19 protein-coding genes are annotated in these 22,674 nt (G+C 64.9%); 3 read left to right on the plus strand and 16 right to left on the minus strand.

The window, feature by feature from the left end; genetic code table 11:
* The first annotated feature begins 108 nt into the window (after nt 1–108).
* Nucleotides 109–2,094, plus strand: coding sequence for an autotransporter family protein (locus BM118_RS30955; protein ID WP_244550283.1), 1,986 nt, complete (start codon nt 109–111; stop codon nt 2,092–2,094).
* Nucleotides 2,095–2,104: 10 nt separating this feature from the next.
* Here BM118_RS30955 and BM118_RS30960 read toward each other — a convergent pair whose 3' ends face one another.
* The 5 genes from BM118_RS30960 to BM118_RS30980 all read right to left on the minus strand — a co-directional run bounded on the left by BM118_RS30960 (nt 2,105) and on the right by BM118_RS30980 (nt 5,974).
* Nucleotides 2,105–2,701 carry a glutathione S-transferase family protein gene (locus tag BM118_RS30960; RefSeq protein ID WP_092190418.1) on the minus strand — a complete coding sequence of 199 codons (597 nt, stop codon included), beginning with the start codon at nt 2,699–2,701 and terminating at the stop codon, nt 2,105–2,107.
* A gap of 116 nt (nt 2,702–2,817) precedes the next feature.
* Nucleotides 2,818–3,630 (minus strand): hypothetical protein, encoded by an 813-nt coding sequence (locus BM118_RS30965; protein ID WP_143099545.1) that lies wholly within the window; start codon nt 3,628–3,630, stop codon nt 2,818–2,820.
* Between the two features lie 9 nt (nt 3,631–3,639).
* Nucleotides 3,640–4,485: a hypothetical protein gene (locus BM118_RS30970; protein WP_244550278.1), complete on the minus strand. Its 846-nt coding sequence runs from the start codon at nt 4,483–4,485 to the stop codon at nt 3,640–3,642.
* A 91-nt stretch (nt 4,486–4,576) separates the two neighbouring features.
* Nucleotides 4,577–5,041 carry a GNAT family N-acetyltransferase gene (locus BM118_RS30975; RefSeq protein ID WP_092190422.1) on the minus strand — a complete coding sequence of 155 codons (465 nt, stop codon included), beginning with the start codon at nt 5,039–5,041 and terminating at the stop codon, nt 4,577–4,579.
* Nucleotides 5,042–5,047: 6 nt separating this feature from the next.
* Nucleotides 5,048–5,974 carry a hydrogen peroxide-inducible genes activator gene (locus tag BM118_RS30980; protein WP_092190684.1) on the minus strand — a complete coding sequence of 309 codons (927 nt, stop codon included), beginning with the start codon at nt 5,972–5,974 and terminating at the stop codon, nt 5,048–5,050.
* Between the two features lie 114 nt (nt 5,975–6,088).
* Between BM118_RS30980 and katG the strand changes: the two genes are divergently transcribed.
* On the plus strand, nt 6,089–8,254 hold the full coding sequence (gene katG / locus BM118_RS30985; RefSeq protein WP_177234860.1) for a catalase/peroxidase HPI: 2,166 nt from the start codon (nt 6,089–6,091) through the stop codon (nt 8,252–8,254).
* A 110-nt stretch (nt 8,255–8,364) separates the two neighbouring features.
* Here the strand turns inward: katG and pnp are convergent, their stop codons facing one another.
* The 8 genes from pnp to rimP all read right to left on the minus strand — a co-directional run bounded on the left by pnp (nt 8,365) and on the right by rimP (nt 18,732).
* A complete protein-coding gene (gene pnp / locus BM118_RS30990) occupies nt 8,365–10,527 on the minus strand; it encodes a polyribonucleotide nucleotidyltransferase (protein WP_028172517.1) in 2,163 nt (720 codons plus the stop codon).
* A 374-nt stretch (nt 10,528–10,901) separates the two neighbouring features.
* The gene (rpsO, locus tag BM118_RS30995; RefSeq protein ID WP_011083602.1) at nt 10,902–11,171 is read right to left on the minus strand and encodes a 30S ribosomal protein S15; all 270 of its coding nucleotides are present in this window, start codon (nt 11,169–11,171) and stop codon (nt 10,902–10,904) included.
* Nucleotides 11,172–11,173: 2 nt separating this feature from the next.
* On the minus strand, nt 11,174–12,292 hold the full coding sequence (truB, locus tag BM118_RS31000; RefSeq protein WP_177234861.1) for a tRNA pseudouridine(55) synthase TruB: 1,119 nt from the start codon (nt 12,290–12,292) through the stop codon (nt 11,174–11,176).
* Nucleotides 12,289–12,723, minus strand: coding sequence for a 30S ribosome-binding factor RbfA (gene rbfA, locus BM118_RS31005; protein ID WP_092190424.1), 435 nt, complete (start codon nt 12,721–12,723; stop codon nt 12,289–12,291). The genes truB and rbfA overlap by 4 nt, the downstream gene beginning before the upstream one ends.
* A gap of 156 nt (nt 12,724–12,879) precedes the next feature.
* On the minus strand, nt 12,880–15,585 hold the full coding sequence (gene infB / locus BM118_RS31010; RefSeq protein WP_092190425.1) for a translation initiation factor IF-2: 2,706 nt from the start codon (nt 15,583–15,585) through the stop codon (nt 12,880–12,882).
* Nucleotides 15,586–15,656: 71 nt separating this feature from the next.
* Complete coding sequence (locus BM118_RS31015; RefSeq protein ID WP_092190427.1) at nt 15,657–16,340, minus strand: RNA-binding protein; 684 nt, start codon at nt 16,338–16,340, stop codon at nt 15,657–15,659.
* A 23-nt stretch (nt 16,341–16,363) separates the two neighbouring features.
* Nucleotides 16,364–17,974, minus strand: a complete 1,611-nt coding sequence (gene nusA, locus BM118_RS31020; RefSeq protein ID WP_092190429.1) for a transcription termination factor NusA — start codon at nt 17,972–17,974, stop codon at nt 16,364–16,366.
* Nucleotides 17,975–17,976: 2 nt separating this feature from the next.
* Entirely contained in the window at nt 17,977–18,732 is a 756-nt protein-coding gene (gene rimP, locus BM118_RS31025) for a ribosome maturation factor RimP (RefSeq protein WP_092190688.1), read from the minus strand.
* Nucleotides 18,733–19,093: 361 nt separating this feature from the next.
* Here rimP and BM118_RS31030 point away from each other — a divergent pair, with 361 nt between their 5' ends.
* Nucleotides 19,094–20,176 carry a DUF2336 domain-containing protein gene (locus BM118_RS31030; RefSeq protein WP_092190431.1) on the plus strand — a complete coding sequence of 361 codons (1,083 nt, stop codon included), beginning with the start codon at nt 19,094–19,096 and terminating at the stop codon, nt 20,174–20,176.
* 91 nt (nt 20,177–20,267) lie between these two features.
* Here BM118_RS31030 and trmB read toward each other — a convergent pair whose 3' ends face one another.
* The 3 genes from trmB to BM118_RS31045 all read right to left on the minus strand — a co-directional run bounded on the left by trmB (nt 20,268) and on the right by BM118_RS31045 (nt 22,630).
* The gene (gene trmB / locus BM118_RS31035) at nt 20,268–20,978 is read right to left on the minus strand and encodes a tRNA (guanosine(46)-N7)-methyltransferase TrmB (protein ID WP_092190433.1); all 711 of its coding nucleotides are present in this window, start codon (nt 20,976–20,978) and stop codon (nt 20,268–20,270) included.
* Nucleotides 20,975–22,132, minus strand: a complete 1,158-nt coding sequence (locus BM118_RS31040; RefSeq protein WP_092190436.1) for a M20 family metallopeptidase — start codon at nt 22,130–22,132, stop codon at nt 20,975–20,977. Before BM118_RS31040 ends, trmB begins: the two co-directional genes overlap by 4 nt.
* 84 nt (nt 22,133–22,216) lie before the next feature.
* Nucleotides 22,217–22,630, minus strand: a complete 414-nt coding sequence (locus BM118_RS31045; RefSeq protein ID WP_027546813.1) for a helix-turn-helix domain-containing protein — start codon at nt 22,628–22,630, stop codon at nt 22,217–22,219.
* Nucleotides 22,631–22,674 lie beyond the last annotated feature (44 nt).

The following is a 22,674-nucleotide window of genomic DNA, read 5'->3' on the forward strand; positions in this document are numbered from 1 at the left end:
TCCCCCACGATCATGGGGCAGACTCTCCCATAAGATGGTGTTTCCTCTGCCCGGTGGCGCCGCGTGAATGGCGCGTCCCGCGGTTCAGGAGGAACGATCTTGCCGAGGGTGCATGCGATTTGTCGCGCAGGCGCGCTGGCGGCCGCCATGGGCGTCGCGTTGGTCTGCGGCAACTCCCGTGCCCTGGCGCAGTCGGCGATCTGGGATTCGACGCTCTCCAACACGAACTGGTACGTACCAACCGCGCAGCTGCTGGCCTACGCCGCGCCGAAGACCGGCTTCTCCAATCCAATCCCGATCGGCGACCAGACGCTATGGTCGCTTGCGGCCGCGACCAACGGTGCTTTCACCGGAACGAGCGTGGCGCAACTCAAGCTTGGTCCGGCGCTTCTGACGGATACCTCGACCATCCAGGGGTTCGTCACGACCGCGGGCCAGATCACGATGCTGTTCACGCCGACCGCGGGCGGCGCAGTGACCGTCGGTCTCGGCCATATGCGAACCGTCAACGGCGTGACCGCGATGGAAATGCAGATGATCACCGGCGACAGCCTGCTGGTGACGCACTGGGCCTATATGCTTCCTTACGATCCCGCGACCTTCACGCCGCCGGCCTCGCAGGCCGTTCCCGCGAACTCCGTACCGCAATGGGCCTGGACATCGGGTACGCCGTGGCGGATCGTCAGCTCCACGTTGTTCGGCACGTCCGCGCCCGGCCGCTTCGTCATCACGAATTACCAGAATGGATATTTCTGGGGCGCCGGCGTCGCGCCCGCGGGAAGCAGTGCCGCGAACTTCACACTGCTGGGGTCGGTGACGCCGGAGGGCAACGTGCTCTTCAACACGCTTTCGCGCGGCACGCTCGCCAGCCTCTATGGCGCAGCCAGCGGCGACGCATCGGGCGCACGGATGCTCGTCAGCAGCTACGATCTCTCGGGCAACCCGATCGGCGGCGTCGCCTATCTCTCCTTGGTGCGCCCCTACGCCGAAACGCTTCAGGCGCAGAACAGCCGTGCGGGATCAGGCGCGGCCGACATGCTCTATCGCCTGTCCGCGACGTCACTCGGCTGGACCGGCAGCATGGCGACCGGGTTCACCGCGCTCGACAATCTCAGCGGCTCCGGTCTCGTCAACGCCGTCAACCAGACATTGCCTGTACTCACCGGCGCGGCATCGCAGGCGACCTATTCCACGCAGCGCATGTTCCATCAGGCGATGACGGGGCGGCTGGACGACGTGCTCGGGTTGAACGCGGGTGCAACACCTGAGCGGAGTTTTTGGATGAAGCCGCTCGGCGGCAGTGTCCGGCAGAGCAGCGTGGATGGCGTCCCCGGCTATAACGCGTCCGGCGGCGGCGTCGCCGTCGGTGCGGACACGACGGTCTCGCCACGCGCAATGCTAGGCGGTGTGTTCGCCTATTCGCATCAGACGATCACCGGCAGCGAGGATGCAGTCCCGAACCGGCTCGCCATCGATTCCTATCAGGCCGGACTCTACGGCGCCTATGCGCTCGGCCATGGCGTTCAGGTCGATGGCCAGCTTGACGGCGCACTGAACGACAATGGCGAGAGCCGCTCGCTCACGTTCATCAACAGTTCCGCTGCGGCCGGCTATCGGTCCTATAGCGGGCACGCCGGTGCGGGTGTTCGCAAGCTGATCCCGATCGAGCCTGGATTTGCGATCGCCCCGTCACTGCGGCTGGACTATGGACAGGTTCGTTCGCCCGCCTATCAGGAAGGTGGCGCAGGCGGCTTCAGCCTCAACGTGGATTCGCAAGCCTATCGCGAATTGACGCTGACGGCAGGGCTGAAGGGCGCCTACAGGATCGCGCAGCACGTCTATCTTACCGGCGATGTCGGCGTCGGCTACAACGCGCTGAATCAGGGACTTCAGATCAAGTCAGCGTTTGCCGGAGGCGGCGAGACCTTCACGATCGGCGGCCTTGCCCTGTCGCCGTGGATCTACTCGACCGCGCTGGGCCTCGTCGCGGCCGACAACAGTCGTTTCGATCTTGGCCTCCGCTACGGCCTCTCGGCGACATCCTCCGGGCTGCTCCAGCAGTCCGGGCTCGCCGTCCTCAAGATCAGACTGTAAGCGAGCTGCTTCACCCGGCCGCGATCTTCTCCGCGCGCTGAAATGCAGGTCGTGCCATGCAGCGCGCCAGATAGGCATCGAAGGCCGGGCGCGACGGCACCATCTTGAACAGGCGCACCGCAAAGTTCAGGCCGGAGCCGATCGTGATGTCGGCAGCCGAAAAATCCTCGCCGAGAATCCACGGCCCCTTGGCGAGCGCAGCTTCCAGCACGTCGAACACCTGCGTCGCGCTGCCCCACGCCGCCGTCGAGGTCGCGATCTCGATCTTGGTGAAGATCTGGATGATGGCGGGCTCAATGCAGCCCGGCGAGAAGAACAGCCATTGCAGATAGCGCGCGCGGCGCGGATCAGTCACAGCGGGTGCAAGCTTCGTCTCGGGATAGCGGTCGGTGATATAGGCGCAGATCGCCGCGGCCTCGCCGAGTGCCGCGTCTCCGTCGCTGAGCGCCGGCACCTTGCCCATCGGGTTGATCTCTAGATAGTCCGGCGCCTTCTGCGCGCCGGTCGAGATGTCGGTCAGCACGCGCTCATAGGGCAGGCCGCTCTCTTCCATCAGCCAGAGCGTCGTGAACGAGCGCGAGCGGGGCGACCAATAGAGCTTGATCATGGCGAGAAACCTTCCATCGGCAGGAGGCGAACAGCGCGCAATTCATGGCGCGTTTGCCGTGCATTCGCAACGCACTAGGCCTAGATGGATGCGCCGTGCCGCGAGCGACATCTTGGTCAACGCGACGGAGGCGGTGCCGGACGTTGCAGCAGGGCCGGCAGCGTCTTGTCGAGGCTCTTCGTCAGCATCGTGCGCACGCCGTCGCGCAGCGCTGGATTGTTGGCTACGTCCGCCGGTTTCTCCGGAAACATCGCGCGATCCAACTGGGTCGACGGGCCGCCAAGCGGATAATGCAGCAGGCGCTCCGAAAACGTGTCCTCGGTCATCAAGGCGGGCGCTTCCTTGATCAACGCGAAGGTCGTGCCGTCATAGACCCTGATGTACATCATGGCGAAGAGATGTACGGGCCCGTTGAAAGGGTATTGCGAGATTCCAATGCCGTACTCCCGTTGGCTCCCGCCGTGACGATGCACCATGACGTAGCGCTCACACTGGACTTTCGGCGCGAGAAACCGAACGAAGTCTTCGAGGTCGGACGCGATGCGATAAGAAGAAAATAGCTTCTGTCCTTCTCGACCTCCGGACTTGAGCTCTTCCCTGGTGAAGGGAATCCTTTTCACGGCAATGCCGGGGGCAGCGGCGCGAACGCGCGAGACGACGAGGTCGTCGAGCGCCCACGCCGCAACGGAGGTCCGCGAATATTTATCCAGGGACCTGAAGGGTCCGAATTTCTCGACCATGAAGAGGTCGCCGGCGATCGGAATCACGCCGATCTGGCACGGGCCAGTTTCGACAGGCCTGGTCGGAGCGACAGTTGCGGGTTTCCTGACGGTAGGCCTGACCACCTCCGGCTTTGGCGCAGGCTGCACTTGCCCACCTGTCGGCGACAAAAGCGCATATGAGACCAATGCGGCGGCAAGCAGGTTCATCGTCACACGTCACCGCGCCTCACTGCGCGAAATAGGGTGGCAAGGTTTGTCCAGCCGCTCCGTCAGGAAATCGCGAATGTTGTCGCGCAGGGTCGTGTTGCTGGCGGAGTCGGCCGCCGTGGCCGGAAACAGGGAGTTGTCCACTTTGCGCAGATGTTCGTCTTGCACAAAGTTGTCAGCCATATGCCTCATGACGCCTTCCAACGTCACGCCAGGCCCCTTCTTGATTTCAAAGGTCTGGCCGTCGAGCACGGTCACGCCGACATAGACGTAAAGATACGAATAGCTGATGATACCTACACCACGATTGAGAATGCCGAGTCCCCGGAGCGGCTGATTGGTCCCCGGCAGCATCCCCTCGCCGCGCGTGACGACGATATATCGTTCGCAGCCAGCATTGCCCGCGATCTGACGGACCAGGTTCGACAGCTCTTCGCGGTCGTTGCGAAACAGGCTGGGCTTCGGGTGATAATAGGTGTCGAACGCGCCTTTGGCGTAGGCGATTCGCCGGAGCGGCGTTGCGCCCGCCGCCGCACGCACACGTGCGAAAACTAGATCGTCAAGGCCCCAGGAAACCGGCACTTCCGCATATACGTTGCCGAACACCGTTAGGCCGATCTTCTCGACGACGAACGGGTCCTGCGTCGCCGCGATCACACCGATGCCGCAAGGACCGGCCGTCGTCTGTTCCGCGGGTTTGGCCGGCGCTGCTTTTGGCTTCGCGGCCTTCTTGGCCGCCGGCTTTGCCGGTGTCGCAGTTTGAGCGGGAAGTGCGGTGGTTGCGGGAGGGGTTTGCGCAGCTGCCGGAGCGAGCAAGGACAGCAGGGCGACGACCGAGACAGCAATTCGAACCATGGATTCCAGAAGATCAGAAGCAGGAGAATGTCGGACACGCCACACTAGGTTGGGATTGTGACAACCGCAAGCTGCGGCCGGTGGTCACTGCCTATCCGGCGGCGCGCTGCCGCTTCCACCGGTAGCACTTCATCATGAAGCCCGTTGCCGTCGCGACCTCTTCCTTCTCGAACACAAAACCCTCGCGCTCATACCAGCGCCAGGCCTTTTCGTTCTCGCGCACGCAGCGCAGGTACATCTCGTCGGGCATTTGCGTGCGCGTGAACGCGAGCAATTGCCGCCCGAACGATTGGCCCTGATGGCTGGGTGCGACGAAGAGCTGGTCGAGATAGAGCTTTGGCAGATGCAGCGCCAGCATCGCGGCAATCGTGCCGCCATCGTCGGCGACGAACAGGCTCCAGCCGTCCTCGATCTCGCGCCGGATGCGCGCCCGCAGGTTCGCGAGCAGGAAATTGCTCGCCTCGGCAAGCCCGGTCGAGACCCAGCTCTCCATCCAGACGCGGGCGATCTCGTCATATTCGTCCGCGCTTGCAGGGCGAATGACGAGATGCGACATCGGAAGTCAGGCCCTGTGGCCGCGCACGGATTGCCGTGTCCGCACCTTGCCGGCCGACAGGCACACCACCTCGGAAATCTGGAGCAGCTGCCGCGCCAGCGGGCTGGTCTTGCGCCAGACCATGCCGATGGTGCGCGAGGGCTGCGGGTCGCGAAAGCGCGTCAGCGAGACCGAGGCCGATCGCGTCTCCACCGGCACCGCCATCTCCGGGATCAAGGTGACGCCGATGCCGGCGCTGACCATCTGGACCAGCGTCGACAGCGAATTCGCATCCAGCATCTCGCGCGGCGGCGCCGATTGCATGTTGCAGAACGACAGCGCCTGGTCGCGGAAGCAGTGTCCTTCCTCGAGCAGCAGGAGCCGCATCTCCCGCATCATCTCCCGCGAGGGTGCGGGCGTTCCCTCATCCGCGCCCGGCCGTACCAGCAGGAATTTTTCCTCGAACAGGGCGACCTCGGTGAGCGAGGATTCGGACACCGGCAGCGCGACGATGGCGGTGTCGAGCCGGCCTTCGACCAGTTCCTGGATCAGCCGCGGCGTCATCGTCTCGCGCACGCGGATGTCGAGTTCCGGATGCATGCGCGTGAGATTCTTGGTGATCTTGGGCAGCAGGTAGGGCGCGATCGTCGGGATCATGCCGATGCGCAGGCGGCCGGCGAAGCGGTCCTGCGACGCCCGTGCGAAATCGCCGAGCTCGTCGACCGAGCGCAGGATGTCACGGACGCGCGGCGCGAGCTCTTCGCCGAACCGCGTCAGCGCGACCTGCCGGGCGGTACGCTCCAGCAGCAGGCCGCCGAGCGCCTCCTCCAGTTCCTTGATCTGCATCGAGAGGGCCGGCTGCGAGATCGAGCTCGCCTCCGCCGCGCGCCCGAAATGCCCGTGACGCGCCAGCGCGTCGAAATACCGGAGCTGGCGCATCGTCACGTTGACCATCAGAAAATCCTATCGCAGCGATCACTAAAGTCAACTTCCCCTGATGGAATGCGGGGCTTAGAGTGGTTCTACCTGGTCAAAGGCGCGAGTTCGACGCCACCAGAGGAGGTATTCATGGACGACTCTTCAAAGTGCCCGTTTTCGGGTGGAAAACGTGCGCCGGCAAACCGCGACTGGTGGCCGACCCAGCTCAGCATCGAGATGCTGCACAAGAATTCCGGCCTGTCCGACCCGATGGGCAAGGAATTCGACTACGCCAAGGAATTCAAGACCCTCGACCTGAACGCGGTCATCAAGGACCTGACCGCCTTGATGACGGACTCGCAGGAGTGGTGGCCCGCCGACTTCGGTCATTATGGCGGCCTGATGATCCGCATGGCCTGGCACAGCGCGGGCACCTACCGCATCAACGACGGGCGCGGTGGCGCCGGCGCCGGTCAGCAGCGCTTCGCGCCGCTCAACAGCTGGCCTGACAACGCCAACCTCGACAAGGCGCGCCGGCTGCTCTGGCCGATCAAGCAGAAATACGGCCGCAAGATCTCCTGGGCCGATTTGATGGTGCTCGCCGGCAACGTCGCGCTGGAGTCGATGGGCTTCAAGACCTTTGGTTTCGCCGGCGGCCGCGCCGACGTGTGGGAGCCGGAAGAGCTCTATTGGGGTCCGGAAGGCACCTGGCTGGGCGATGAGCGCTACAGCGGCGAGCGCCAGCTCGCCGAGCCGCTCGGCGCGGTGCAGATGGGCCTCATCTACGTCAATCCGGAAGGCCCGAACGGCAAGCCGGACCCGATCGCCGCGGCCAAGGACATCCGCGAAACCTTCTTCCGCATGGCGATGAACGACGAGGAAACCGTCGCGCTGATCGCCGGCGGTCATACCTTCGGCAAGACCCATGGTGCGGGCGATCCGTCGCTGGTCGGACCGGAGCCGGAAGCGGGTGCGCTCGAGGAGCAGGGCCTCGGCTGGAAGAGCAAGCACGCTTCGGGCCTGGCGGGCGATTCCATCACCAGCGGTCTCGAGGTGACATGGACGACGACGCCGACGAAGTGGAGCAACAACTTCTTCGAGAACCTGTTCAAGTACGAATGGGAGCTGACGAAGAGCCCGGGCGGTGCGAACCAGTGGACGGCCAAGGGCGCCGACGCGATCATTCCGGATGCCTTCGACAAGTCGAAGAAGCATCGGCCGACCATGCTCACCACCGACCTCTCGCTGCGCCTCGATCCGGCCTATGAGAAGATCTCGCGGCGCTTCCTGGAGAACCCGGATCAGTTCGCGGACGCCTTTGCCCGTGCCTGGTTCAAGCTCACCCATCGCGACATGGGTCCGATCCAGCGCTATCTCGGCCCGCTGGTGCCGAAGGAGACGCTGATCTGGCAGGATCCGATCCCGGCCGTGAATCACGAGCTGGTCAGCGATCAGGACATCGCTGCGCTGAAGACGAAGATCCTGGCCTCGGGCCTCTCGGTGCCGGAGCTGGTCTCGACGGCGTGGGCGTCGGCATCGACGTTCCGCGGCTCGGACAAGCGCGGCGGCGCCAACGGCGCGCGCATCCGACTTGCTCCGCAGAAGGACTGGGAGGTGAACCAGCCGGCTCAGCTCTCGAAGGTCCTCGGCAAGCTCGAAGCGATCCAGAAGGAGTTCAACGCCTCGGCCGGCGCGAAGAAGGTCTCGCTCGCCGACCTGATCGTCCTCGGCGGCACCGCCGCGGTCGAGAAGGCTGCGAAGGACGCCGGCGTCGACGTCAAGGTCGCGTTCACGCCGGGCCGCATGGATGCCTCGCAGGAGCAGACCGACGCGGCGTCCTTCGCGCCGCTGGAGCCGCGGGTCGATGGCTTCCGCAACTACGTCAGCAAGAAGCATCAGTTCCTGCAGCAGGAAGAAGCGCTCGTCGATCGCGCGCAGCTTCTGAAGCTCACCGGACCTGAGTTGACCGTGCTGGTCGGTGGTCTGCGCGTGCTCGGTGCCAATGCGAACGGTTCGAAGCACGGCGTCCTCACCGCGAAGGCGGGAACGCTGAGCAACGACTTCTTCGTCAACCTGCTCGACATGAGCGCGCAGTGGACGCCGGCGGCCGACGGCACCTATGAGGCTCGCGACCGCAAGACCAACGCGGTGAAGTGGACCGGCACGCGCGCCGATCTGATCTTCGGCGCGCACTCGCAGCTCCGCGCCTACGCCGAGGTCTATGCCACGTCGGACTCCAAGGAGCAGTTCGTCAAGGACTTCGCCAAGGCCTGGACCAAGGTGATGAACCTCGACCGGTTCGACATCGCGGCGTGAGGTGCTCGACCTCTCCCGCTTGCGGGAGAGGTCGCGCATATCGCCCGAACAAGCGGCAAACAAAAAGGGCGGCCTTTCGGCCGCCCTTCGTGTTTCTGATGGTACGAGAACTACTCGCCGGCCGCTTCGCGCGGGGCCTTCTCGCCCTCGGCGGCCTTGTCCTTGGCCTCGAGGTCCTCGCCGGTGGTCTGGTCGACCACCTTCATCGACAGCCGGGTCTTGCCGCGGTCGTCGAAGCCGAGCAGCTTGACCTTGACCTTGTCGCCTTCCTTGACGACGTCGGAGGTCTTCTGCACGCGCGCCGAAGCGAGCTGGCTGATGTGGACGAGGCCGTCCTTGGAGCCGAAGAAGTTCACGAAGGCGCCGAACTCCATCACCTTGACGACGGTGCCGTCATAGATCTGGCCGACTTCCGGCTCGGATGCGATCGACTTGATCCACTTGATCGCGGCCTTCATCGCCTCGCCGTCGCTGGAGGCGACCTTCACGGTGCCGTCGTCCTCGATGTTGACCTTGGCGCCGGTCTTCTCGACGATCTCGCGGATCACCTTGCCGCCGGTGCCGATCACTTCGCGGATCTTGTCGGTCGGGATCTTGAAGGTCTCGATGCGCGGCGCGTATTCGCCGAGCTCGGCGCGGGCGTTGGTGAGCGCCTTGGCCATCTCGCCGAGGATGTGGATACGCCCATCCTTGGCCTGGCCGAGCGCGACCTTCATGATCTCCTCGGTGATGCCCTCGATCTTGATGTCCATCTGGAGCGAGGTGATGCCCGATTCCGTGCCGGCGACCTTGAAGTCCATGTCGCCGAGATGATCCTCGTCACCGAGGATGTCGGAGAGAACCGCAAAGCGCTTGTCTTCGAGGATCAGGCCCATCGCGATGCCCGCGGTCGGCCGCTTCAACGGCACGCCGGCGTCCATCAGCGCGAGCGAAGCGCCGCAGACCGAAGCCATCGACGAGGAGCCGTTGGATTCGGTGATCTCGGAGACCACGCGGATCGTGTACGGGAACTCGTGATGCGGCGGCAGCACCGGGTGGATCGCGCGCCAGGCGAGCTTGCCGTGGCCGATCTCGCGGCGCTTGGTGCCGCCGAGGCGGCCGGTCTCACCGACCGAGTAGGGAGGGAAGTTGTAGTGCAGCAGGAACGTCTCTTTGTACGTTCCCGACAGCGCGTCGATGTACTGTTCGTCCTCGCCGGTGCCGAGCGTGGTCACGACCATCGCCTGGGTCTCGCCGCGGGTGAACAGCGCCGAGCCGTGAGCGCGCGGCAGCACGCCGACTTCGGCGATGATGTTGCGCACGGTCTTGGAGTCGCGGCCGTCGATGCGCTTTCCGGTGTCGAGGATGTTCCAGCGAACGATCTTGGCCTCGAGCTCCTTGAACACGCCGGCGATGCGCAGCTTGTCGTATTTCGGCTCCTGCCCTTCGGGGAAATAATGGGCGATCACCTTTTCCTTGACCTTGCCGACCGCGGCGTAGCGATCCTGCTTGACCGGAATGGCGTAGGCGGCGCGCAGTTCCTGCTCGACGAGGCCGAGCATTTCCTTCTCGAGCGCGGCATTGTCGATGACGGTGACTTCGCGCGGCTCCTTGGCGGCCTTCTCGGCGAGCTCGATGATCGCGTTGATCACCGGCTGGAAGTGGCGGTGACCGAACATCACCGCGCCGAGCATGATGTCTTCGTTCAGTTCCTTGGCTTCCGATTCCACCATCAGCACGGCGTCGGCCGTGCCGGCGACGACGAGGTCGAGCTGGGTGTCGACCATCTCGTCGAGCGTCGGGTTGAGCACGTATTCGTCATTGACGAAGCCGACGCGCGCGGCGCCGATCGGACCCTTGAAGGGAGCGCCGGACAGGGTCAGCGCAGCGGACGATGCCACCAGCGCGACGATATCAGGGTCGTTCTCCATGTCGTGCGACAGCACGGTGGCGATCACCTGGGTCTCGTTGCGCCAGCCATCGACGAACAGCGGGCGGATCGGACGGTCGATCAGGCGGGAGACCAGCGTCTCCTTCTCGGTCGGACGGCCCTCGCGCTTGAAATAGCCGCCGGGAATGCGGCCCGCAGCGTAGGTCTTCTCCTGGTAGTCGACGGTCAGCGGCAGGAAGTCGACGCCTTCGCGCGGCGCCTTGGCCGCGACGACGGTGGCGAGCACCACGGTCTCGCCATAGGTGGCGACGACGGCGCCGTCGGCTTGGCGGGCGATTTTGCCGGTTTCGAGCTTGAGAGGGCGTCCGCCCCAGTCGATCTCGACTGAATGCTTATTGAACATAGAGGTCTTCTTTCATGGGTTCTCGAAACAAGGGCCGCTTCGAAAAACAAAAACCATGCGCAAGATTGCGGGACGCTGATCGGAGCGGATGATCAGCGTCCTGCGATCCTGCCATGGTTTTTGGATTTCGGATGGCGTCCATCCTTTCGGGTCATACGGGCGCCTTGCCCGTTGTGCCCAGCCGCCGGATTGCTGCTGGACTGTCAGTCGGCACGAACGCGAACACCGAACCGCGGTCCTCGCTGATCATACCCGGATGCTGGCCGTCAACGGCTCGCACCCGACGCGCACGCAGCCTCGATCAAAAACCTTTAAACAAACGCTTTCGTTCGAAACCACGCGAAAACGCGCGCCAGTGGCGCGCGCAGGAACACTTAACGACGAATGTTGTGCTTCTCGAGCAGCGCCTTGTACCGCGCCTCGTCCCTCTTCTTGAGGTAGTCGAGGAGCGAGCGACGGGTCGAGACCAGCTTCAAGAGGCCGCGACGCGAATGGTTGTCCTTCACGTGGGTCTTGAAATGGCTGGTGAGGTTGTTGATGCGTTCCGACAGGATCGCGACCTGAACCTCGGGCGAGCCGGTATCGCCGGCCTTGGTGGCATTCGTCTTGATGACTTCCGCTTTGCGTTCTGCGGCAATCGACATCGTCAATTTCTCTCGTTGCGACCGGGGCTGGCAGTCAGGCCGGTCAGGTTGAACACACGCTTGGGGATGATTTCGCCATTGCCGACTTCGGCAAGCGCCAAAAGGCGGCCTGCCACCGTGACATAGACTGTGCCGCTACAAGTGGGCGCATCCCGTCCGCGCAACAAAACGGCCTGGCCCCGATGGAGCCTTGCCGCATCAGCCCGAGTGACGGCCAGTGCCGGGATGTCGTCCAGCGCGGTCTCAACGGGCAAAAGCGCGTCGGCGAGGCTACCCTCGCCGGACGCGGCTCTATCGCACAAAGCCTCCAACTGATCCAGCGGAATCATGTCGTTTTCACCAAATGGGCCGACCAGCGTCCGCCGCAGCGCGCAGATATGGCCGTAAGTGCCCAGAATCCGGCCCATGTCGCGGGCGAGGGCGCGGACATAGGTGCCCTTGCCGCACTCGGCCTCGAACACGGCCCGGTCATTATCCGGTTGATTCAAAAGGGTTAATTGGTGAATCTCGACCGGGCGGGGAGCCAGTTCCACGATCTCGCCGTCGCGGGCAAGGTCATAGGCGCGCTCGCCCTGGACCTTGATCGCGGAATAGCGCGGCGGGATCTGCTCGATCACCCCGGTGAAGCGGGGCAAGAGCGCCAGGATGGCCTCCCGGGTCGGGCGCTGGTCGGAGGTCGCGGTGACCCGACCCTCGATGTCGTCGGTGTCGCGCTCCTCGCCCCAGCACACGGTGAACTGGTAGCGCTTGCGGCCGTCCATGACGAAGGGAACCGTCTTGGTGGCTTCGCCGAGCGCAATCGGCAGGCCGCCGGACGCGAGCGGATCGAGCGTGCCGGCGTGGCCGGCGCGCTTGGCATTGAACAGGCGCTTGAGCACCGCGACGGCCTGCGTCGAGGTCATGCCGATCGGCTTGTCGAGCACGACCCAGCCGTGGACGTCGCGGCGGTCGCGGCGAGGCTGGTTGCCCTTCTGCTGCTTGGCGCGGGGATCGTTGTTGACGCGGCGCGGCTCCTGGTGCGGCTGAGAATCGCCGCTCATGTCCGCAAAATTATTTTTCTGCACGTCGCGCTGATCGGCCTCTTCACCGCCGATCGTGCCGTGAGCCGGGTCCATCGTCATTGCTCTTCTTCCCGATCCGAATCCGGATCCTGTTCCAGGTCCTTCTGCACCGCAGGTGTTCGCAAAAGCTTCTCGATCCGTTCCGCTTCGTCGAATCGCTCGTCGACACGGAAGCGAAGGTCAGGTGCAAATTTCAGGTTAACGCGCCGCGCGACTTCGCCGCGCAGGAATTTCTTGTTGCGCTCGAGCGCAGCGATGACGACCTCGGTGTCGCGGCCACCGAGCGGCATCACGTAGATTGTCGCGAGCTTCAGGTCGGGCGACATCCGCACCTCCGGCACGGTGATGATGTGACCTTCGAGGTCCGCATCATGCACATTGCCTTGCGCCAGAATCTCGGCCATCGCATGGCGAACCTGTTCGCCGACGCGCAACTGGCGTTGCGAGCCTCCGCCTGGCGCGGAACTCTTCTTTTGATGGTGGCGGGGCATGGTCTGGAAATCACCTCGTCGTGCCCGTGTTTGGGACACGTGCATTGTCATTTGTCCTGTTGAAACGAAGCGGCGTGGATGGCCGGAAAAAATCCGGCCATCTCACTCCCGCTATATCAGTTCAAAAAGATCCGGGCGCTTCGGTAAGATTTGGACTTACAGGGAGCGCTGGATCGTCTCCACGCGATAACACTCGATCACGTCACCGGCACGCATGTCGTGATAGTTCTCGAAGGCCATGCCGCATTCCTGGCCGGACTGGACTTCCTTCACTTCGTCCTTGAAGCGCTTCAGCGTCGACAGCTTGCCTTCGTGCACGACGACGTTGTCGCGGATCAGGCGCACATTGGCGCCGCGTTCCACGGTGCCGTCGGTGACGCGGCAGCCGGCGACCTTGCCGACCTTGGAGATGTTGAAGATCTCCAGGATCGCGGCGTTGCCGAGCATGGTTTCGCGCAAGGTCGGCGCGAGCAGACCGCTCATCGCCTTCTTCACGTCGTCCACGAGGTCGTAGATGATGTTGTAGTAGCGGATCTCGATGCCGTTGCGCTTGGCGGCCGCAGCGGCCTCCTTGTTGGCACGAACCGAGAAGCCGATGATCGCGGCGTTGAAGCCTTCCGCGAGCGTCACGTCCGACTCCGAAATACCGCCGACGCCGGCATGCAGGATGCGGGCGGCGACTTCGTCGGTGCCGAGCTTCTCCAGCGAGCCGAGGATCGCTTCCAGCGAGCCCTGCACGTCGGCCTTGATGATCAGCGGGAATTCCTTGCGGCCCGCCGTCTTCAGCTGCGACATCATCTGCTCGAGCGAGCCGCGCATGCCGGAGATCGAGGCTGCCGCGTTCTCGCGCTTCTGGTGCGCGCGGTAGCTCGTGACCTGGCGGGCACGGGCTTCGTTCTCGACGACGGCGAGGCGATCGCCGGCTTCCGGCGGACCGTTGAAGCCGAGCACCTCGACCGGCACCGACGGACCTGCTTCCTGCACCGTCTCGCCCTGATCCGAGATCAGCGCGCGGACGCGGCCCATCTCGGCGCCGGCAACGATGATGTCGCCGACACGGAGCGTGCCGCGCTGGACCAGCACGGTCGCGACCGGACCACGGCCGCGGTCGAGCTTGGCCTCGATCACGGTGCCTTCGGCCGGGCGTTCCGAATTGGTCTTCAGGTCGAGGATGTCGGCCTGGAGCGCGATCATCTCGAGCAGCTTGTCGAGATTGGTCTTGTTCTTGGCGGACACCTCGACGTCGACGACGTCGCCGCCGAAGGATTCCACCTGCACTTCGTGCTGGAGCAGCTCGGTGCGCACGCGCTCGGGCTTGGCATCGGGCTTGTCGATCTTGTTGATGGCAACGATGATCGGCACCCGCGCCGCCTTGGCGTGGTTGATGGCTTCGACGGTCTGCGGCATCACGCCGTCATCGGCCGCGACCACCAGCACGACGATGTCGGTGACCTTGGCGCCGCGGGCGCGCATCGCGGTGAACGCGGCGTGGCCGGGCGTGTCGATGAAGGTGATCTTCTTGCCGCTTTCGGGCGACACCACCTGATAGGCGCCGATATGCTGGGTGATGCCGCCGGCTTCGCCGGAGACGACGTTGGCGTGACGGAGCGCGTCGAGCAGCGAGGTCTTGCCGTGGTCGACGTGACCCATCACGGTCACCACAGGCGAACGCGTCTCGGTGTCGGTGGAATCGTCGACCTGGTCGAACAGACCCTCTTCGACGTCCGACGCGGCGACGCGCTTGACGGTGTGACCGAGCTCTTCGGCGATCAGCTGTGCGGTGTCGGCGTCGATCACGTCGGTGATCTTGTGCATCGCGCCCTGCTTCATCAGCATGCGGATGACGTCGACCGCGCGCTCGGCCATGCGATTGGCGAGCTCCTGGATCGTGATCGCTTCCGGAATGACCACCTCGCGGATGAGCTTTTCCTTCGGCTCGTTCGAGGCATGGCCCTTCAGGCGCTGGGTGCGGCGGCGGAACGAGGCGATCGAGCGCTCGCGCACCTCGTCGGCGTTGAGCGCGGTGACGACGGTGAGGCGGCCGCGCTCTTTCTGCGGGCCGGGCTTGTGAGTGGTCTTGGGCGGGGGCGCGGGACGCGCGGCGCCGCCGGGACCGCGACGGATCTGGCGCGGCGCCTCGTCCTCATCCGGTTCGGCTGCAACTGCGGGGCCGCGACCGGCCGGTGCACCCGGACGCTGTGCGGTCGTCGTTGCAGGACGCGCCGTCGTTGTTCCCGGGCGGGTCGTCGTGGTTCCGGGCCGGGCCACGGGGGCGCCGGGCCGCGGCGCAGGCGCGGCCGGTGCCGCGGTTGCGGGACGCGCGGCCGATGCCGGCTGCTCGCCTTCGCCGAAACGCTTCTTGGCCTCGGTCTCGGCCTTCCGCTTGGCTTCGTCCTCGTGGCGATGGCGCTCGTCCTCGGCCTTGCGGCGGGCTTCGGCGGCTTCGCGCTCGGCGCGTTCGGCGGCCTCGCGGACCGCGCGGCGCTGGGCCTCTTCCTCGGCCTGGCGGCGTTCCTCGACTTCGCGCAGCTTGGCATCGGCCAGCGCGCTGGCACGGGCCGAACGCTCGTCCTCGGTCAGGGTGCGCAGGACCACGCCGGAACCGGCGTTGCGCGGCTGGGCGGGCGGAGCGGGGCGCGACGGAGCGGGCGCGGCCGGTGCCGGCTTTGCAACAACCGTGGGAGCCTGCGGCTCGGGGCTGCCGTCGATACGGCGCTTGCCGCGCTTCTCGACCACGACCTGCTTGCTGCGGCCATGGCTGAAGCTCTGGCGCACAGTGCCCGTTTCGACGCGCGGCTTGAGCGATAGCGTCTTGCTCGGAACGCTCAGCTTCTTGTCGTCAGGGGTCTTGGTATCAACCATTCAGCAGTCCTAATCCTGATCTTGTTGTCGTTGTGCGTTGCCGCACCGCCATATCGGTTCGTCGTTGTCTCTCAGAAATCCTGGCCGGGCATTTCGGCAGTCTTGTCATCGTCCGCCATCCGGTATCGGACCAGCATCTGGCTACGTGACAGGAATGACCTGCTCGCCGGGCCCGCGAGCAGGGCAGCATGTATCACATTTGACCGGGTCAGTGCCAAATCCAATTCTATCGATTTCAGTACCGTCACGACGGGAATTTGCGGCTTGGCGCCGCGATTCCCGGCATTTTGACGCGCCAGCATGTCCAATTTGCGGATTCCGTCCGCGGCCCCGTCGCTGGCGTGGATCAGGACCTCGACCGTGCCTTCGCGCAGGGCGCTCTCGACCTTGCCGAAGCCGGCCACGATCTGGCCCGCCTTGGCGGCGATCCCAAGGGCTTCCGTCACGCTCCGGACCAGGAGCGCCTCGATGTCGGCGGGAAGCGTCTGAGGGGTGCGCAGCTCGCGCTTGAAGGCCTTGCTAAATTGGTGACGCCGCACGGCTTCCGCAACCACCTCGCGCGAGGCGGTGATCCACATGCCGCGTCCGGGCAGCTTGCGCTTGAGATCGGGAACTATGTGCCCTTCCGGCGAGACGACGAAACGGATCAGCTCGTCGATCGGCCGGACCTCGCGGCTGACCGCGCACATCCGCATGGTCGCGGACCTTTCGGTCCGCGGCCCATGGTCGAGATCGTGGTCAGTATCTGCGAGCATCCGAGGGACATTCTCCTTCGCCCTTAAGCCGGCTGATCTTCGGTCGCCTCAGCCTCTTCAGCGGGCTTGGCGAGATCGGCCTCGGTGATCCAGCCGGCCTTGACGCGGGCCTGCATGATTATCGCTTCGGCATCGTCACGGGAGATGTCGATACCGTCGAGCGCACCCGGATATTTGGTGGATTCGCCACCTTCCTTGCGCTCGGTCCAGCCGACCAGATCGTCGGTGGCGCAGCCGGCGAGGTCGTCGACGGTCTTGATGTCGTTCTCGCCGAACTTCACCAGCATCTTCGAGGTGACGCCGGGCACGTCCTTGAGAGCGTCCTCGACGCCGAGTTCCACGCGCTTGGCCTCGAGCTCGGCTTCCTGCTGCTCGAGATATTCGCGGGCGCGGTTCTGGAGCTCCTGCGCGGTCTCCTCGTCAAAACCCTCGATGCCGGCGAGCTCCTTGATGTCGACCATCGCGAGTTCTTCGACCGAGGTGAAGCCTTCGGACGCCAGCAGCTGGCCGACCACCTCGTCGACGTTGAGCGATTCCATGAAGACGCGGGTGGAGTTCTCGAAGTCGGCCTGACGGCGCTCCGATTCCTCCTGCTCGGTCAGGATGTCGATATCCCATCCGGTGAGCTGCGAGGCCAGACGCACGTTCTGGCCGCGGCGGCCGATCGCCAGCGAGAGCTGGTTGTTGGTATCGGGCACGACGACCTCGATGCGCTCGCGGTCTTCGTCGATGACGACCTTGGAGACTTCGGCCGGCGCCAGCGCGTTGACCACGAAGGTCGCGATGTCGGGCGACCAGGGAATGATGTCGATCTTCTCGCCCTGCAATTCGTTCACCACCGCCTGCACGCGCGAGCCGCGCATGCCGACGCAGGCGCCGACCGGATCGACCGAGGAATCGCGGGAAATCACGCCGATTTTCGCGCGCGAGCCGGGATCGCGGGCAACCGCCTTGATCTCGACGATGCCGTCGTAGATCTCGGGCACTTCCTGCGCGAACAGCTTCGCCATGAACTGCGGATGGGTGCGGGAAAGGAAGATCTGCGGGCCGCGGGTCTCGCGGCGGACGTCGAAGATATAGGCGCGGACGCGGTCGCCGTTGCGGAAGACTTCGCGCGGCAGCATCTCGTCGCGGCGGATGATGGCCTCGCCACGGCCGAGATCGACGATCACGCTGCCATATTCGACGCGCTTGACGACGCCATTGACGATGTCGCCGATGCGGTCCTTGAACTCCTGATACTGCCGGTCGCGCTCGGCCTCGCGCACCTTCTGCACGATCACCTGCTTGGCCGACTGCGCGGCGATGCGGCCATATTCCAGCGGCGGCAGGGTGTCGGCGATGGTGTCGCCGACCTGGGCGCCGGGATTGGCGCGCTGCGCATCCACCAGCGAAATCTGGTTGGAGTGGTTTTCGACCTTCTCGACCACCAGCATGTGGCGCGACAGCCGCAGCTCGCCCTTCTTCGGGTCGATCTCGGCGTGAACGTCAGTCTCGCTGCCGTAGCGGGCCCGCGCCGCCTTGGCGATGGCGTCCTCCATCGCGGCGATGACGATGCCGCGGTCGATCGATTTCTCGCGCGCGACGGCATCGGCGATCTGGAGCAATTCAAGTCGATTGGCGCTGACTGCCATGGCTAGTCTCCTTCGTCAGGCTCGATCTCGCCGCGCCGCGCGCGTTCGGCGGCCAGGCGATGCTTCTTCGTATTGGTCGGTGCCGGCTTCTTCGTCGGCTTGGTGTTCTTGGTGGTTTTTTCGCTGATTTTCGCGTGAGGCGCAGCCGGCGGCTCCAGGCCGAGATTGCGGCGCAGCTCGCGCGCCGCGGCCTTGCCACGGCGCATCGATTCCGCGATCAGCTCATCGGTCAGCACCAGCCGGGCCTCGCTGATATCCTCCATCGTCAGGAGAACGTCGCGTTCCTCGCCCGCCTTGACGTCGTCGCGATGCAGATGCACGCGGTCGCCTTCGACAGGGCCGATCATGCCGCGGAACCGCTTCCGCCCCTCATGGGCGACCGCCATCTCGACCTTCACCAGATGCCCGGCATAGCGCTCGAAATCGGAACGCCGCACCAGGGGGCGATCGATCCCCGGCGAGGAGATTTCCAGCCGATAGGCGCGATCGATAGGGTCGGCGACGTCGAGCACGGGCGACAGCGCCCGCGAGATCGCCTCGCAATCCTCGATCTGCATCGAGCCGTCCGGGCGCTCGGCCATGATCTGCACGGTGCAGCCGGCCTCGCCCGAGATGCGGATCCGCACCAGGCGGTAGCCCATGCCCTGGAGCACGGGCGCTGCCACCGCGGACACCCGTGCCGCGACGCCCGGCTCGACCACGAGCCTCGGCTCGGCCAGCAACTCGGCATCCGTGGAACCAGCGGTCGGTTCGGTCATATCCAGGGTCAAGGCGCTCGATGGTTAAGGCTTGGTTACGATTTCAAAGCCCGCTTCGGAACTTTCCCGACAGCTCGCCGGGCCGCATCTTCCGCCAAGCCGCGCTCAGGTAATAAAAAAGAGCGGGTCCTTTCGGGCCCACTCTCACTACGCGGATCGTATGAGAAGATGAATTGGCGCTGATATAGCCCTTTCCACCCTCCCGGACAAGGCCCATCGCAGGGCAGGCGAGGCTTTTTGCGCCCTTCCGGCGGCCCCCCGCGCAACGCTTCCTTCATCAACGGGGCCTAAATTGCCTGATTGTGGGGCGGCTTGGACCAAGGGCGCACCCGCGGCGTGCCCCGTACGAGTTTGCGTTTTCATGACCGTTGCCACGTCGCTCATTCCCGGACTGGACGATATCGTCAAACGCGGCGACCCCCGGCGCCGTGGCGAGATCGCACGCGCCATCGCCGAACTGTTCTTCCAGGATCCCGCCAGGCTCCGTCCCGAGCTCATCGATCTCTTCGACGATCTCTTGATCGATCTCGTCCCGCATGCCGAGCTCGCCTCGCGCGTCGATCTCGCCGAACGCTTCTCGCGCCTGAACAACGCGCCGCGGCATCTGGTGAACCAACTTGCCCGCGAAAACGAGATCATGGTGGCGGGCCCCGTGCTGCGCCGCTCGCCCGTGCTCGACGAAGCTGCCCTGGTCGAGATCGCGCGGCTGAAGGGCCAGGGTCATCTGCTGGCGATGACGGAGCGCCCCGCTCTGTCGCCTGTCGTCACCGACGTGCTGATCGAGCGCGGCGATCGCGACGTGGTGCGTCGCGCCGCGGGCAATGCCGGCGCCGTGTTCTCACCTCGCAGCTATTCCGAGCTGATCAAGCGTGCCGCGCAGGACGGCGTGCTGACGCTCAAGATCGGCCAGCGCAACGATCTTTCGGGCGAGCACCTGAAAGAGCTGCTCGACGGCACGCTCGACGTCATCCGCCGCCGTCTCTCCAGCGTGGTCAATCCCGTGCGCCAGATCGAGATCAAGCGCGCCATGGCGGCCATCGAGGAGGCCGCGCTGCCGCCCGGGCCGCGGCGCGACTTCTCGGGGGCACAGCGCACGGTGCTCACCTTGCATCGCGAGGGCCATCTCGGCGAGAGCGCGCTGCTCGGCTTTGCCAAGGCAAACAAATACGAGGAATCGATCGCCTCGCTCTCGGCGATGTCCGGCGTCCGCCTCTCGATCCTCGACCGCCTGATCGCGGGCGACCGCTACGATCCGATTCTGATCCTGGGGCGCGTGCTGAACCTCGGCTGGCCCACGGTGCGCGCACTCATCCTGCTCTGGTACAGTCCGCATCGCATGCCGGCCGATGCCGACATCGAGGCCGCCCGCATGAACTTCACGCGCCTGATGCCGACGACGGCGGAACGCGTCGTGAATTTCTGGCGCAACCGGCAGACGATCTGAGATTCTCTTGCTGGTCATTCCGGGGCGCGCAGAGCGCGAACCCGGAATCTCGAGGTTCCGGGTTCGCGCTCTGCGCGCCCCGGAACGACAATCATTGTCTTCTGAACCGCAAGTAAGCCGCCTTGCGGCCCTCGCGCGCGGCCTTCCGGCCGTAGCGCGTCATCGTGTAGCCGTCCCATGGCTGCCGGAAATCGTCGGCACGCTCCGCAAGCCATTTGAAATCCGCCGAGCGCGCCAGATGCGACAGCGTCCAGGCGCAGTAATCGTCGATGTCGCAGACGAAGCGGAATTCGCCGCCGACCTTCAGCACGCGCGCCATTGCAGCGATGGTCCTGTCCTGGACGAAGCGCCGCTTCCAGTGCCGCCGCTTCGGCCAGGGATCCGGATGGATCAGGTCGATCCGCGACAGCGAGGCTGGCGGCAGCCAGGCCAGGAGCTCGGCGGCATCGCCGGCGAACAGGCGGATGTTGGCGATGTTGCCGGCCTCGATCTGCGCCAGGATCTTCGCCATGCCGTTGACATAGGGCTCGCAGCCGATGAAGCCGGTCGTGGCGAAGTTCTGCGCCTCGGCCGCAAGATGCTCGCCGCCGCCGAAGCCGATCTCGAGCCGCACTTCGCTCGCCGCGGGATCGAAGATCTCGCTGGCCTTCGCCGGCGCCTCGCCCGTGATGTCGAGCGCAAGATGCGGCAACAGATGATCGATCAGCTCGGCCTGGTGCTGCCTGAGCTTGTGGCCCTTGCGGCGCCCGAAAAAGGCGCGCTCGCTGTCATCGCGATCCGGATCTGACTTGCGTTCGCTCATCGCAGCGTCTGATACAGGCGATAGAGCAGTCGCGCGCGCGGTTCGAGCGACGAGACATAGAGCTGCTCATAATGGGTGTGTGCGCCCTTGCCGTCGACGCCGAGCCCGTCGAGCGTGCCGGTGTGGGGCGCGGTGAAATTGCCATCCGAGCCGCCGCCCGTGTAGGTGTCGATCAGTTCGAAGCCGATCTCCGTGGCGAGCGTCTTGGCATGCTCGTACAGCGAGGCACCCGCATTGCCCTTCTCGTAGGGCGGACGATTGAGCTCGCCGGTGACCTTGACGGTGACGCCGTCCGTCTTTGACGTCAGGGCGAGGATCTTGCCGACGAATTCGTCCGCATCGGTGAAGCTCGGTACGCGCAGATCGATTTCGGCATAAGCCTCTTCCGGCGTCACGTTGGGGCGCGTGCCGCCGCGCACCACACCGACATTCACGGAGACGCCGCGCGCCGGGTCGTTCATCCCTTCCAGCGTCAGGATGACATTGGCGAGCTCGCGGACGGCACTGCGACCGTCTTCGGGCCGCGAGCCGGCATGCGCCGGCACGCCCTTGATGAACACCTGGAAGCGTCCGACGCCCTTGCGCCCGGTGACGATCTTGCCGCCGTCGCGCGCCGGCTCCGTCACCAGCACGTATTTGGCCTTGCGCCCTTCCGTCTCGATGAGCGCACGCGAGGTGGGGCTGCCGATCTCCTCGTCGGAGGTGAACATGTGGGTGATGCCGAGTGGCGAACGCTCGGCCGTGGCGCAAAGCGCGCGAAACGCGTGATGGGCGATGTAGGCGCCGCCCTTCATGTCGTAGATGCCGGGACCGAACGCGCTGTCACCTTCGACCTTGAACGGCAGACGCTCGATGAATCCCAGGGGGTGAACGGTATCGAGGTGGCTCAGCACCAGGATGCCGGGCTGGTCCTGGCCCCAGGCCGAGCGTGCCAGCAGATGATCGCCGCAGCCGTCGACGCCGGCGACGCGCTCGAGCGTGACGGGCAGATCGCGATGATGATCCGCGACCAGCGACACCAGCCTGTTGACCTGATCAGGCGCCTCTGTCGGCGTCTCGATCTCCACCCAGCGTCGGATGCCGTCGAGAATAGTTTGGGTATCGAACCAATTGGAGCTCGCCATGGGCGCATCTATGCCTTTGAATCGCATCATTTGAGAGGGCGCGCATCAGGACGCGGCCGCAAATGACGACATAGGCCAGATTTGGCGCAGCCTCAAATCGATTGAGCTGGCGCGTCAGCGCTTGTCGGGACCTTCGCGTGCCGCGATCTGCTCGACGAGATCGACGATCGAGCGGCGCATCTTCGAATCGGTGATTCGGGTGAACGCCTTGGTCAAGGCGAGTCCTTCGGAGGTCGCGAGGAAGTCCGAGACGTAGGAGGGCGAGGCGCCTTCCGCGAAGCCGTTCGGGCCGGCCACGCCGCTCGGTCCGCCCTCGAACAGGAACGACACCGGCACCTGGAGAATCTCGGCAATCTGCTGGATTCGGCTCGCGCCGACCCGGTTCGTGCCCTTCTCGTATTTCTGAATCTGCTGGAAAGTCAGGCCCAAAGCTTCACCGAGCTTTTCCTGGCTCATGCCCAACATGATGCGGCGCATACGCACGCGGCTGCCGACATATTTGTCAACAGGGTTGGGCGCTTTCGACATTTCCTCAGCCTCCAAACACCACCGTCAGCGCAATCGATAGAAAT

Origin of the sequence: Bradyrhizobium sp. cf659 (assembly GCF_900113725.1) — a bacterium.
In the GTDB taxonomy this organism is placed as follows: domain Bacteria; phylum Pseudomonadota; class Alphaproteobacteria; order Rhizobiales; family Xanthobacteraceae; genus Bradyrhizobium.

What these genes read in the sequence shown, in the direction of transcription:
- BM118_RS30960 (WP_092190418.1), bottom strand. Translation starts at nt 2,701, where the DNA reads ATGATCAAGCTCTATTGGTCGCCCCGCTCGCGCTCGTTCACGACGCTC.
- BM118_RS30965 (WP_143099545.1), bottom strand. Translation starts at nt 3,630, where the DNA reads ATGAACCTGCTTGCCGCCGCATTGGTCTCATATGCGCTTTTGTCGCCG.
- BM118_RS30970 (WP_244550278.1), bottom strand. Translation starts at nt 4,485, where the DNA reads ATGGTTCGAATTGCTGTCTCGGTCGTCGCCCTGCTGTCCTTGCTCGCT.
- BM118_RS30975 (WP_092190422.1), bottom strand. Translation starts at nt 5,041, where the DNA reads ATGTCGCATCTCGTCATTCGCCCTGCAAGCGCGGACGAATATGACGAG.
- BM118_RS30980 (WP_092190684.1), bottom strand. Translation starts at nt 5,974, where the DNA reads ATGGTCAACGTGACGATGCGCCAGCTCCGGTATTTCGACGCGCTGGCG.
- katG (WP_177234860.1), top strand. Translation starts at nt 6,089, where the DNA reads ATGGACGACTCTTCAAAGTGCCCGTTTTCGGGTGGAAAACGTGCGCCG.
- pnp (WP_028172517.1), bottom strand. Translation starts at nt 10,527, where the DNA reads ATGTTCAATAAGCATTCAGTCGAGATCGACTGGGGCGGACGCCCTCTC.
- rpsO (WP_011083602.1), bottom strand. Translation starts at nt 11,171, where the DNA reads ATGTCGATTGCCGCAGAACGCAAAGCGGAAGTCATCAAGACGAATGCC.
- truB (WP_177234861.1), bottom strand. Translation starts at nt 12,292, where the DNA reads ATGACGATGGACCCGGCTCACGGCACGATCGGCGGTGAAGAGGCCGAT.
- rbfA (WP_092190424.1), bottom strand. Translation starts at nt 12,723, where the DNA reads ATGCCCCGCCACCATCAAAAGAAGAGTTCCGCGCCAGGCGGAGGCTCG.
- infB (WP_092190425.1), bottom strand. Translation starts at nt 15,585, where the DNA reads ATGGTTGATACCAAGACCCCTGACGACAAGAAGCTGAGCGTTCCGAGC.
- BM118_RS31015 (WP_092190427.1), bottom strand. Translation starts at nt 16,340, where the DNA reads ATGCTCGCAGATACTGACCACGATCTCGACCATGGGCCGCGGACCGAA.
- nusA (WP_092190429.1), bottom strand. Translation starts at nt 17,974, where the DNA reads ATGGCAGTCAGCGCCAATCGACTTGAATTGCTCCAGATCGCCGATGCC.
- rimP (WP_092190688.1), bottom strand. Translation starts at nt 18,732, where the DNA reads ATGACCGAACCGACCGCTGGTTCCACGGATGCCGAGTTGCTGGCCGAG.
- BM118_RS31030 (WP_092190431.1), top strand. Translation starts at nt 19,094, where the DNA reads ATGACCGTTGCCACGTCGCTCATTCCCGGACTGGACGATATCGTCAAA.
- trmB (WP_092190433.1), bottom strand. Translation starts at nt 20,978, where the DNA reads ATGAGCGAACGCAAGTCAGATCCGGATCGCGATGACAGCGAGCGCGCC.
- BM118_RS31040 (WP_092190436.1), bottom strand. Translation starts at nt 22,132, where the DNA reads ATGATGCGATTCAAAGGCATAGATGCGCCCATGGCGAGCTCCAATTGG.
- BM118_RS31045 (WP_027546813.1), bottom strand. Translation starts at nt 22,630, where the DNA reads ATGTCGAAAGCGCCCAACCCTGTTGACAAATATGTCGGCAGCCGCGTG.